The sequence below is a fragment of the Pseudofrankia coriaricola genome (genome assembly GCF_032027725.1).
Taxonomy (GTDB): Bacteria; Actinomycetota; Actinomycetes; order Frankiales; family Frankiaceae; genus Pseudofrankia.
The window spans coordinates 118,996-131,142 of sequence record NZ_JASNFO010000039.1 but is presented as its reverse complement, the minus strand read 5'-3'; the positions used below and the strand labels follow the sequence as shown (position 1 = coordinate 131,142).

The following is a 12,147-nucleotide window of genomic DNA, read 5'->3' as shown; positions in this document are numbered from 1 at the left end:
GCCAGCGGCGGCGCCTGTCCAGCCCCGGCGTCACAGCCAGCCCCGGTGCTACAGCCAGCCCCGGTGCTACAGCCAGCCCCGGCGCTTCGCCAGGATGCCAGCCTGGAAGCGGCTGCGGGCCTCCAGGCGACGCATCAGGTCGGCGACCATCCGGCGGACCGTGCGCACCGAGACACCGAGCGAACGGGCCGCGGACTCGTCCTTCGCGCCGTCGGCGAGCAGCTGCAGCAGGAGCAGCTCCGCCGGCGACGGGGGCGCGTTGTCGTCGCCGTCACCCGGCCGCCTGTCCGGTTCCGCCTCGCCCGGCTCGTCCGACCAGTCGGCGTCGTCCTGGCCGCCATGCCCGGCCTGCCCGGGCCCGCCCCGCGGCTCGCCGAGCCGGCCGGACACCGCGCCCGCGGCGGGCCGCGCGCCGGCCAGTGCCAGCTCACCGCTCTCCTGGGTGACGCGGAGGCCACCGGCGCTGCCAGGACCGGTCCCGGCGCCGCCGGGACCGCTGGTGCCGGCCGGGACGCCGAACCGGTCGGCGTTCTCCCACAGCTGCTCGAACAGCGCGGTCACCAGGCTCGCGAGATCCGTGCCACGCACGACCATGGCGGCGACGTCGGCGCCATGCGCCGCGCCCGCCGCGCCGGGCCCGCCGCCGCCAGCCGGACCGACGCCACCCGAGCCGCCGATGAGCCGCACGAGACCGAGCCGGCGGTCGACGATCGTCAGGTCGACCGCGGGGTCGTCGGCCAGCCGGATCTCGGCGCCGGCGGCCACCACCTCGGCGAGGTGCTCGACAGCGGTCGACCACGCCAGCCCGGCCCGCGGCCGGGCGATGACGGCGCGTATCCGCACGCCGCGGCGCAGGGCGTCGAGCTCCAGCGGCAGCAGGTCCGCGGCGAGCTCGGCGAGCGTCGCCCTGGTTCGCACCGAGACCACCTCGCGCTGCGCGGCGCCGACCATCCCGATGAGCTCGGTGCGCACGGCGGCGGAGCTCGCGACCCGGTCCAGCCCTCCCCCGCCCGGCGCCTCCTGGCGGCTCGCGCGGAACTCCGAGACGAGCGCCGCCACCTGCGACTGCGCCCGGACGAGGTGTTCGTGCCGGCGGATCAGCTGCTCGTGCTGGGCCTGGATGAGCTGGTCCAGCGGCCCCTCGGGATGGGCCGCCACCAGCCTGCCCGGCCGGTCCGGCAACGCGACCAGGAGCGACAGCGCCACCAGCCGGTCGCGCGACCGGGTCACCACCGCCATCGGCTGGCGCAGCGCGGCCGCGGCACCCTCGATGCTGAGGTTCTCGTCGCGCAGCCACAGCCGATAGAGCGCCGCCGTGATGTCATCGAGCCCGAGAAGATCCAACAATGCCCCCTCCGCCCGCCAGTACGCCGCTCCTTCGACGTGTCCCCGCGCGCCGCGCGCCCCGCGCTCCCGGTGCCGGCCGGGAGCGACTGGGTGGACGGCCAGGTTCCGCGGGCCGGCTGGCGGGTCGGCAGCCCCACCACCCGGCCGGGACGCCGGGTCGTCCACGCCCGGTCAGGTGCCGGCGAGGTCGCGCTCGCGGTTCTCCGCCGAGACCACGTCCAGCGCGTGCCGGACGAGGGCCACCAGGGTCTGGCGAACCGACTCCCGCCGCCGAGCGTCACACATCACGACCGGCCGGTTCGACTCGAGGTCCAGCGCCTTGCGGACGTCCGCGACCTCGTACCGCTTGGCGCCGTCGAAATGGTTCAGCGCGATCAGGAACGGAATGTCCCGCTCTTCGAAGTAGTCGATGGCGGGGAACGAGTCGGCCAGCCGGCGGGTGTCGACCAGCACCACCGCGCCGATCGCGCCGAGCACCAGCTCGTCCCACATGAACCAGAACCGGTCCTGGCCGGGCGTGCCGAACAGGTAGAGGATCACGCTGTCCAGCAGGCTGATCCGGCCGAAGTCCATCGCCACGGTGGTCGTCGTCTTGCCGTTGACGGCCGACGTGTCGTCGATGCCGATGCTGGCGGCGGTCATCGCCGCCTCGGTCGTCAGCGGGGTGATCTCGCTGACGGAGCCCACAAAGGTCGTCTTGCCGACGCCGAACCCGCCCGCGATAATGATCTTAACTGGACTCGGGGCTGGTGCGGCGTCGGTTCTGGGCGGCCTCGCACTAGAGGGCCTGTAGTCCACTGAGCACCTTCTCGATCAGGGCCTGGTCAGGTCGGTTCGTGGGACGTGCGGGCCGGTGCACCGTGACAAGGCCCGCGTCGAGCATGTCGCCCACGAGGACCCGGACCACTCCGACCGGAATGTTCAACCGGGCAGAGATCTCCACGATGGACTGCAGCCGCAGGCAGAGCGCCGCGATGGCGCGCTGCTCATGGTCGAGCGACGTGGCCGCCGCCCGTCCTTGCGACGTGGTGGTGACCAGCGCGACCAGTTCGAGCGAGCCCTTGCTCGGCCTGGTGCGTCCCCCTGTGACCGCATAGGGACGCACGACCGGACCGGCCTCGTCGTCGAACCACTCCTCTTCTCGCGACACTCCGACTCTCCTCGGGATGTCCGTGCCGATCCTCAGGATGTCCGTGCTGACTTGAAACATTTTCCGTCGTCACCTGGGGCGCCGTGGTGGCCATCTCAAGCCCAGCTGAGCGGGAAAAGGTTCACTTGCGATTCAGATCGGCAGTGCCGCCTGCATCTCGGCGCGTAGCTCTGGGGTAAGGAACTCTCCCACCCGGGCGACCAGGAGAGCCATCTCGTAGGCGATCAGGCCGATATCCGCGCCCGGGCTCGAAAGGATCGCCAGGCAGGCGCCGTCGCCGACGGCGGTGACGAACAGGAAGCCCTGCTCCATCTCCACGATGGTCTGCCGGACGCTCCCCCCACCGAAGAACCGCCCCGCGCCCCGGGCCAGGCTGTTGAAGCCCGACGCAACGGCGGCAAGCTGGTCCGCCGTTGCCCGGTCCATTCCCGCCGACGTGGCGAGCAACAGACCGTCCGAGGAAAGCGCGATCGCGTAGGTGACCTCAGGCACCTTCTTCACGAGGTTGTTGAGCAGCCAGCTCATGTTCTCGGACGGCCCAACCGGGCTCATCAGGTCACCTTCCTCTGATCGTCACCGTCACTGGAACCCTGCGCGTCCGCCAGCCCTCGTCCGAAGTTGGACTGGAAGGACGACATCATCGACCGGATCTCCTCCGGCGAGCGTGGCCCGGCCACCACCTGCGGCGGGCGGTTCTGCGCTGGGTTGTCCCGGCGCAGCTCGGGAGCCAGGTTCGCCCGTCGCATCCGGCGGGGCAGCCCGACCTCGGTGGTCGGCTGTGGAGTCGCCTGGCTTCCCCGCTGCCCGCGGGTCCGGCCGCCCCCGGCGATCCCGCCGCCGGGCGTAGCCTGACCGTGCGGATCCTCGGGAGCCGAGTACGACGGGCCACCGGGCTGCGCGCCGCCGGGCTGGAAGTGCCGCGGCGAGGTCCGGTTCGGCAGGGCACCGAAGCGCGGGTCAGGCGCGTCATCGGCGGGGTGCTGCGTCGGGGTCACGGGCGCCGAGTAGGCAGTGGGGTACGCCGGCCGCGCCGACGGTGCCGTCACGGGCCCGGACGGCACGCCGAGCAGCGGGTCGTCGGGCGGTGGCGGTGCGGCGTTGCGGCGCGGCCGGTCGGCGATGAACCAGCTCGACCGCACGGTGGCGAACACAGGGAGGTCGTCGAGCAGCGGCTCGTCGTCGCCGCGGGCCGGCAGGCCGCCGAACATCGCGCGCGGGCCGGACTCGTCGCCCGGCAGCTCCGGCGGCACCGGTGGCACCGGGCTGGTCAGCGGCGGCGGGGCGGGAAGCTCTCCCGGGTCGAGCGTGCCGGCCGGGGCCGGCAGCGCCAGCGCCCCGGACAACGGTCCGGGCGGCACCGCCAGGTCCGTCGTCATCGACCCCGGCTCGTCGGCCGCCAGCCCCCGGTCGCCCGCGCGGCCGACGGCGGCGGGGCCGCCGTCGGCCGGCGGCAGGGCGAGCATCCCACCGGGGACCCCGGCGCCGCGCCCGTTGGGCGCGCCGAGCTCCAGCGGCTCCGCGTCAGCACCGCCCGCGGGCCGGGCGCCGCCCGCGCCGACGGCCGCGAGCTCACGAGCGTCATCCCGCCCGCCGCCGGCACCGGCGGGCGTGAGCTCGTCCACGACGCCTTCGTTCGGCCGCAGCAGCGTGCCGGGGATCAGGACGATCGCCATCGTGCCGCCGTAGGGCGAGGTGCGCAGGCGGACCTTGATGCCGTGCCGCTCGGCCAGCCGGCCGACGACGAACAGGCCCAGGCGCTCGGAGGTCGTCAGGTCGAACGGCGGCGGGTTCTCCAGCCGGTCGTTCAGGGACTTGAACTCGGCCGGGTTCATGCCCAGGCCGCGGTCCTCGATCTCGATGGCGAAGCCGTTGGAGACCTCGTGGCCGGTGACGTGCACCGGGGTGTGCGGCGGGGAGAACGAGGTGGCGTTCTCGATGAACTCGGCGAGCATGTGGATCACGTCACCGACGGCATGGCCGCTGATCGCGCCGCCGCCGACCGGCAGGACCTTGACCCGGGTGTAGTCCTCGACCTCGGCGACGGCACCGCGGATGACGTCCTTGATCGGGACCGGCCGGCGCCAGCCACGGGCCGGCTTGGAGCCGGAGAGGACGATGAGGTCCTCGGCGTGGCGACGCATACGGGTCGCGAGATGGTCGAGGCGGAACAGCTCCTCGAGCTCGTCCGGGTCGGTCTCCTTACGCTCCAGCGCGTCGATGATCTTCAGCTGGCGGTGGATCAGCGCCTGGCTGCGGCGCGCGAGGTTGAGGAACGTGTCCCCGATGCTCTTGCGCATCGCGGCCTGTTCGACGGCGGTGCGCACGGCGACCTCGTGCACGGTGCCGAACGCGTCGGCCATCTGCCCGATCTCGTCCCGGGTGGTCGCCGGGACGGGGAACGTCTCGGCCGCGAGGTCGACGGGCTCGCCGCGGTGCAACCGCTCGACGACATCGGGCAGGCTGTGGTCGGCGACCTCGAGCGCGCCCTCCCGTAGCCGGCGCAGCTGGCGGATCATGGGGCTCGCGACGAGCAGCGCGATGAGCACCGACAGCGCGAGGACGAGCGCGACAGCCAGGGAGTTGATCGCGGCCTGGCGGGTCGCCTGGGTCGCGATCCGGTCGGCGGTGGCGGCGAGGTCGGTGGCGATCCGGCGCTCGACGTCCTCCATCTTGGAGATCTTCTGCGCCGAGACGGTCAGCCAGGTCTCGCGCTCGGTCGTCTGCCGCCCGCCCATCATCAGCGACTTGAGCACCGCGTCACGCATGGTCGCGACGTTCCTGGCCAGCGGGGTGACGGTCGCCTCGTAGAGCTGGCGCTCCTCCGGGGTCGCGGTGATCCTCAGCTGCGCCTGCCAGCCGTCCTCGGCGCCTGCCTGGCCCTGAATCTGCAGGACCAGGTCCGGGTCGGACTGCTGCAGGAAGAAGATCCGGGCGATGTTGCCGCGCACCTGGGCGGCGGCTTCCTTCTCCCGCGAGATCGCCGTCAGCGTGGCGGCACCCGAGATCAGGTCGGCGTTGCGGCTGCCGGACGCCACCCGGGCGTCCAGCTCCAGGAGGTCGGTGATCAGGCCGTCGTAGTAGAGGATGTCCTGCGGCAGGGTGGCCTGCCTGCGGTCGACCGTCTGGCGGTAGGCCGGCAGCTTGGACAGCCGGTCGTCGATGCTGGCCAGGGTGTCGCCCAGGCTGTTACGCGCGCTCCCCGGCAGGTCCCGCGCGGCGGTGTTGTAGTCACCGGCCGCCCGGTCCACGAGCGGCCGGACATCGGTGAGGATCTGTTTGACGATGACCGCCGGCGCCCCGTAGCCCGTACCGATCACCGTGTGCGAGCCGTTGCGCTCGGTCTGCAGGGCCGCGATCAGGGCGTTCGCCCTGATGGCGAAGCCGGCGAGTGCCTTGGTCCGGTTCGCGGACGACACGCTCTCGACGTTGCCGCGCACCTGTATAGCGCTGAGCACGGCGAGGGCCACCAAGGGGACGATGAGAATTACCACCAGCTTCGAGCGGATGGGCCAGTTCTGGAGCATCCGGTCCTCTCGTCCGACGCCCGGCCAGCAGGGCGCCTTGGGTGCGGGCCACGTGTGGGGCGACTATGTAGGGTGAACGGCGGGCCACGCCGTCCGCGTAACTGCCAACTGCCCCCACCAGACGATGCGAGCGCACTGGCGGACCACCGATTCCCGGGTGGTCCCCCTGGCCGCGTCCCATTGCCTGGAAGGTATGGGCAACTGTACTGACCCCCTGCATCCGCAGGATGACGGGGCATCGGCGAACAGCCACCGCGAGCATCGTGGCGAGCGGAATCGCATCGCCAGAACAACGGGGCACGGCCGCCGTTTTGGCAGCGGTGACCTCCCGTCACACACAGTAGTTCTCATGCGCGGTCAACCCTCTCGCCGCCGAGTCCGTCCGGACCGCCCGCCGACGGCGAGAACGAAACAAACCCGCAGGTCGAACAACGGAGTGGAATGACGCGCGCCGCGGGTTCGCGCCTGGTTCGGCCGCCGTGTTCCCCACCCCCTCCGATCCGTACACGGAGTAATGGGTGTGGCCCGCCTGGGGGCGCACTGGCGGCTATCAACGTGACAGCAGTCACCTCCCACTGGCCCGCGGCTTCCCGCTCCGCGCCGGATGCGGGGCCGCCGACCCGTGGCGACAGGCGCCGCCGCACGGGCCCGCGGTAGCAAGGTCGGCGGACCTCTCGTCACGGCCCGCGGCGTCCGGCGGAGACCCTGAGTGGATCACCGTCGCGGAGCGGCCAGGGCACTGCCTCATCCGATGTTGCGGGCCATCCGTCGGTTCGTTGTGGAGCCGGCGGGGGAACAGAATCTTCCCTGTAATGGTTGAAAGAGCACCGCTGGGCGCCGGGAGTCCCGCCGAGTACCGGACGAGTCCTGGGCAGTGGCCAGCGGGCGGGCGACGTGCGACGCCCCTCGGCCTGACCGGCGCCGCTGGTCGCGTCCGGTGCGACACTGGGGGACATGGCCACCACGTCGCCGGGGAGGACCTCCCGTCCCGCCCCGGCCGCCCCCGCCGAGGCCCGCCCGGCCGCCACCCACGCGGCCGCCGCCGGCGCCCGCGGCGCGCAGGCGCGCACCGCGCGGCCGGCGGACGCGACGGCGACGGCGACGGCGAGCGACGGGGCCACGGGCACGGCGCGGGGCGAAGCCGTCGTGGCCGACGGCGCGGGCACGGGCGCGGCCGGGACTGACGGCGGCACGGGGAAGAGCGCCACGGGCACGGCCAGGCACGGCACGGGCACGGCGAAGGACGACGCGGGCGGGCCCGCGGTCCTCAGCCCACGCGAGCTGCGCCGACAGGAGCGGCTGCGCGTCGGCAGGGAGCAGATCCTGGATGCGGCCGAGGAGCTGTTCGGCCGGCAGGGCTACCGCGGCACCAGCCTGCAGCAGGTCGCGAAACGGTGCGAGTTCTCGATCGGCGCCCTGTACCTGTTCATCGACAGCAAAGAAGAACTGCTGCAGGCAGTGCTCAACCGGCGCACCGTCGAGCTGATGGAGCTGATGGCCTCCTGCCTGGCGGCCGAGGGCACCGGCGCCGAGCTGCTGGCGCGGCTGGCCCGCACACAGGTCGATTTCCACCGGCGCTACCCGGAGTTCGGCCGGCTCTCGATCCAGCTCATGTCCGCGCCCGGCGTACCCGGCACACCCGGCTTCCGCGAGGGCTTCGCCCGTGGCTACGACGCGGCAATCGAGCTGGAGGCCGAGCTGTTCGTCAGGGGTCAGCGCGACGGCACGCTGCGCCCCGGCGACCCAGGCTGCCTTGCCCGGCTGTACTCGGCGATGGTCACCGCGTATCACGCAATGGACCCGGAGGTCTCCGCGGACAGCGCGGCACTTCCTGACGACATCTTCCTGTCCACTGTCGCCGCCGCCTTCGCGCCGCCTCCGGACGGCTCGCCGGCCCGTTAGTGATCCTGGGGACAACGGCCGCCGGGTGTGCGAAGGAAGATCATTTTCGCACACCCTTTGACCCTCTAGTGATCCTGGGGACAACGGCCGCCGGGTGTGCGAAGGAAGATCATTTTCGCACACCCTTTGACCCTCTAGCCGGACGGACATTTTTAGGTCGTCCGACCGGGACAGGCAGTCCCGGCCCGCATACCCAAGAAGTGATCTTCACCCGTCGCCATAGCCGTTCCCGGACGGCCACGGACCGGCTATGGCGCAAAGCGGACGAATCTGGGCGCGAAACATCCGCCGCATTCCCACACGTCGGCCGTAGGCCGTCGCTTCGCGACGATCCACGATCCGATTGGCCCACGTTCGAAGAACGCATATCGTCATGAGCCGCGCGCGGGAGTCCAGCCGCGGGCCCACGTCAGCTTCTTCTCGCCACCGCCGAGACAGCCTCGGGCGGCCCACGGGAGGGCACCCGGACAGGGCGGCCCTCGCGCCGGCCACCGAACCATCGAGCCACAGGGAGCGGAGCGCCGGATGACCACCAGAGACAGCGACGACGACTTAGGCGCAAAGCCGGGCGATCATGGCGGGGCCCGCGCGGACGGCGGCCCGGGCGCGGGGGCGTCAGCCGTCGAGGACGTGCCGCCGGCCACGATCCCGGCCGTGCTGGAGCGGGCCGCCCGGCGGTGGCCCGAAGACGAGGCCGTCGTCGACGGCGACGTCCGGCTGACGTTCGCCGGGCTCGCGGCCGCCGCCGACGAGGTGGCGCGGGCCCTGGTCGGCAGCGGTGTCGAGGCCGGCGACAGAGTCTCGATCTGGGCGCCGAACGGCTACCGCTGGATGGTCGCCGCGCTCGGGATCTACCGGGCCGGCGCGGTCCTCGTCCCGGTGAACAGCCGGTTCAAGGCGGGCGAGGCCGCGGATCTCCTGCGCGCGACCCGGGCGAGGATCCTGTTCACCGTCACCGACTTCCTCGAGACGGACTACGCGGCCGCGATCCTCGCCGAGCCGGACCTGCCGGACCTCGGCGAGGTCGTCGTGCTCGACGGACCGGTCAGCCCCGGCACCATCCCCTGGGACGACCTCACCGCCCGCGCCGCCTCGGTTCCCGCCGAGACGACCGCCGCCCGCGCGGCCGCGCTCACCGGCGACAGCCTCAGCGACATCATCTTCACCTCGGGCACCACCGGAAAGCCGAAGGGCGCGATGCTCGCCCACGGCCCGTCAACCCGGCTCTACAAGGCCTGGGCCGACGTCATCGGGCTCGGCCACGGCGACCGCTACCTGCTCGTCTACCCGTTCTTCCACACCGCCGGCCTCAAGGCGGGCCTGCTCGCGACCATCCTGGTCGGCACGACGCTCGTCCCGTACCCGGTCTTCGACGTGCCCGCCGTGATGCGGCTCGTCAGCGAAGAGAAGATCACCATGCTGCCCGGCCCGCCGGCCGTATACCAGACGATCCTCAACAGCGACCTGACCGGCTACGATCTGTCGAGCTGGCGGCTCGCCGTCACCGGCGCCGCGGCGGTGCCGGTCGAGCTGGTCCGCCGGCTGCGCGCCGACCTGGGCCTGCGCACCGTCGTCACTGGCTACGGCCTGACCGAGACCACGGGAACGGTCGCCATGTGCCGGCACACCGACGACCCGGAGCTGGTCGCGCGCACTTCCGGCCGCGCCCTCGAGGGCATCGAGATCCGCGTCGTCGACGACGCGGGCAAGGAGGTGCCGCGCGGCGAGCCCGGCGAGATCCTGGCCCGCGGGTTCAACATCATGAAGGGCTATCTCGACAGCCCCGAGGCGACCGCCGAGACCATCGACGCCGACGGCTGGCTCAGGACCGGTGACATCGGGGTGATGGACGACGGTGGCAACATCGCCATCACCGACCGGAAGAAGGACATGTTCATCGTCGGCGGCTTCAACGCCTACCCGGCGGAGATCGAGGGCATGCTGGCCGAGCACCCGGTGATCGCCCAGGTCGCCGTCGTCGGCGTCCCCGACGAGCGGCTCGGCGAGGTCGGCATGGCGTACGTCGTCCCGCGGGCCGGCCAGCCGGCGCCCGAACCGGCGGAGATCATCGCCTGGGCCCGGCAGCGCATGGCGAACTACAAGGCGCCGCGCTACGTCGAGATCGTCGACGCGCTCCCACTCAACGCCACCGGGAAGGTCGTCCGCTACGAGCTGCGCGACCGCGCCGCCACCCTGGTCCGCCGCTCCTGAGCGGCCCTGCCGAGCACCGGTCGTGCCCCGCCATCCCTCCGGGTGGCGGGCGGTCGGCTCCCGCGCGCACGATGGGGTGGCAACGGTCCGGGGGGTGACGCATGGCGGACCAGGCTCACGCCGACAGCGACGACCACGGCGACGGCACCGATTCCGCCACCCGGCTCGTCTGGCCCGCGGCCGGCCCGGGGCCGTACGGCTCCGGCCTGTCCAGCCCGTACGCTCCCGACCCCTACGCCCAGTTCGGCGCCCGGCGCCGGGACGGGCCTTCCCCCTTGGACAGCGGCGTCGCCGACGAAGACTTTGATGAACGCGGCGAACACGACGTCGATGACCACGACGACCGCCACAACGACGACGCTGGCCACGGCCACGATCCCGACCACGGCGCCGGCGCCGGCGCCGGCCATGACCACGGCCGCAACGGTCACGACGTCGTCGAGCGACACATCTGGAGCGCCGGGGCCGGGGGGCACGCGGAGCATCCGCACCTGGCCGAATGGGCGGAGCGGGCCGACCGCGCCGCCGAGCGCGCCTGGTCCTGGTTCGGCAGGCTCGCCGACCAGGCGGCGGCCCGGCTGCCCGCCCACCCACCGGGCAGCGCCGGCCCGCGGGAGACGCAGGAGCCGGCACCTGAAGTACCGGCAGGTACCGCGCACCAGGCGCCGGTCACGGCGCGGCCCGGCACCACCGTCCCGCCCGCCGCCACCGCCCCGCCCGGCGCTGCTGCCTCACCCGACGCTGCTGCCTCACCCGGCGCTGTCGCCCCGCCCGCCACCGCCCCGCCAGGCACGGCCCCGGGCCTCCGCGCGGGCCAGCACGTCAGCCATGACCAGCCCCAGGAGATCACCGTCCACCGGTTCCCGCCTCCCGTGCCGCCGGTCCTCCCACCGGGCGAGGTCCCAGCGGCCGAGCCGCCGTCCTCGTCCTCAGCCGCGTGGCCGCCAGGCCCGGAGCCATCACCCGCGCGGGCGCCGGCTGGCGCCCCACCGGCCGAGGCGGCGGGCGGGGCGACGTCCCCGTCCACCGGGACACCGTCGGACCGGACCGCAGCGGCGCCATCCACGCGTGCGGCCGCGGCACCGTCGGCGCGGGCCGTCGCTCCGCCGGCCGAGACACCCGCCGGTGCGCGGGCTGTGCGGCCGACGGTCGGCTACGCGCTGCACGGCGGGGAGGCCGACGCGCATCGGCTGGCCAGGCAGTCCAGGGCGCTGGAACCGGGCACGGAGGCGTTCCTGACCGGGCTGGGCCTGGGACCGGGCTGGCGCTGCCTGGACGTCGGGTGCGGGCACGGCCAGGTCAGCGTGCTGCTGGCAAGCCAGGTCCGGCCCGGCGGGCGGATCGTGGGCGTCGACGGCGACCCGGCGTCGCTGCGGGTCGCCCGCCACAACGCGGCCCGGGTGGGCGCGCGGGTCGCGTTCCTGAACGCCGAAGCCGGCTGGCTGCCCGCCGCGCGCGGCCGGTTCGACCTGGCCTACTGCCGGCTGCTGCTTGGGCATCTCGCGGACCCGATGGAGACGCTGCGCGCCATGGCCACCGCGGTCCGTCCCGGCGGCGTGGTAGCCGTCGAGGACGTCTACTTCACCGTCCCGTCGACGACGGCGACGCCGGACGACCCGCTTCCAGGGGCCCTGGCCGAGTTCATCGAGCTTCTGACCATGACGATCCGCGCCCAGGGCGGTGACCCACAGATCGGCCCGCGGCTGCCCGCGCTGTTCACGGCCGCCGGCCTGACCGACATCTCGGCCGGCCTGAGCGCCGCTCCCCTGCCGTTGGACTCGCCGCTCCTGCTGGCCGAGGCTCTGGACGCGACCCGGGACGCGACTCTGGCCGCGGGCCTCGCCTCCGCCACCCACCTCGACGACCTGCGCGCCGCGCTGCTCGCCCTCCCGCGGACGGCCCTCACCGCCACGATCGACACCGCGCGTATCCACCAGGTCGCCGGCCACCGCCCGCGACGCCCCTCGGCCCAGGCCGCCTGAGGCGCTGAGCCTCACCTCCCAGATCGCTGAC

General features: G+C 73.3%; 8 protein-coding genes. 3 read left to right on the top strand and 5 right to left on the bottom strand.

From position 1 onward, the window contains the following. Nucleotides 1-66: 66 nt before the first annotated feature. The 5 genes from QOZ89_RS21310 to QOZ89_RS21290 form a co-directional block, all read right to left on the bottom strand. A complete protein-coding gene (locus tag QOZ89_RS21310) occupies nucleotides 67-1,512 on the bottom strand; it encodes a LuxR C-terminal-related transcriptional regulator (RefSeq protein ID WP_241842146.1) in 1,446 nt (481 codons plus the stop codon). 6 nt (nucleotides 1,513-1,518) lie between these two features. Continuing rightward, nucleotides 1,519-2,145 carry a GTP-binding protein gene (locus QOZ89_RS21305; RefSeq protein ID WP_071052033.1) on the bottom strand — a complete coding sequence of 209 codons (627 nt, stop codon included), beginning with the start codon at nucleotides 2,143-2,145 and terminating at the stop codon, nucleotides 1,519-1,521. After that, nucleotides 2,126-2,497 (bottom strand): DUF742 domain-containing protein, encoded by a 372-nt coding sequence (locus tag QOZ89_RS21300; RefSeq protein WP_071052034.1) that lies wholly within the window; start codon nucleotides 2,495-2,497, stop codon nucleotides 2,126-2,128. The genes QOZ89_RS21305 and QOZ89_RS21300 overlap by 20 nt, the downstream gene beginning before the upstream one ends. Before the next feature lie 132 nt (nucleotides 2,498-2,629). After that, on the bottom strand, nucleotides 2,630-3,049 hold the full coding sequence (locus QOZ89_RS21295; RefSeq protein ID WP_071052035.1) for a roadblock/LC7 domain-containing protein: 420 nt from the start codon (nucleotides 3,047-3,049) through the stop codon (nucleotides 2,630-2,632). After that, nucleotides 3,049-6,021 (bottom strand): sensor histidine kinase, encoded by a 2,973-nt coding sequence (locus QOZ89_RS21290; protein ID WP_071052036.1) that lies wholly within the window; start codon nucleotides 6,019-6,021, stop codon nucleotides 3,049-3,051. Before QOZ89_RS21290 ends, QOZ89_RS21295 begins: the two co-directional genes overlap by 1 nt. A gap of 954 nt (nucleotides 6,022-6,975) precedes the next feature. On the opposite strand from QOZ89_RS21290, the gene QOZ89_RS21285 reads away from it, so the two are divergent. The 3 genes from QOZ89_RS21285 to QOZ89_RS21275 all read left to right on the top strand — a co-directional run bounded on the left by QOZ89_RS21285 (nucleotide 6,976) and on the right by QOZ89_RS21275 (nucleotide 12,116). Then, nucleotides 6,976-7,923, top strand: coding sequence for a TetR/AcrR family transcriptional regulator (locus QOZ89_RS21285; RefSeq protein WP_071052037.1), 948 nt, complete (start codon nucleotides 6,976-6,978; stop codon nucleotides 7,921-7,923). Nucleotides 7,924-8,448: 525 nt separating this feature from the next. After that, nucleotides 8,449-10,134: a FadD3 family acyl-CoA ligase gene (locus tag QOZ89_RS21280; RefSeq protein WP_241842147.1), complete on the top strand. Its 1,686-nt coding sequence runs from the start codon at nucleotides 8,449-8,451 to the stop codon at nucleotides 10,132-10,134. Nucleotides 10,135-10,235: 101 nt separating this feature from the next. Beyond that, complete coding sequence (locus QOZ89_RS21275; protein WP_071052038.1) at nucleotides 10,236-12,116, top strand: class I SAM-dependent methyltransferase; 1,881 nt, start codon at nucleotides 10,236-10,238, stop codon at nucleotides 12,114-12,116. Nucleotides 12,117-12,147 lie beyond the last annotated feature (31 nt).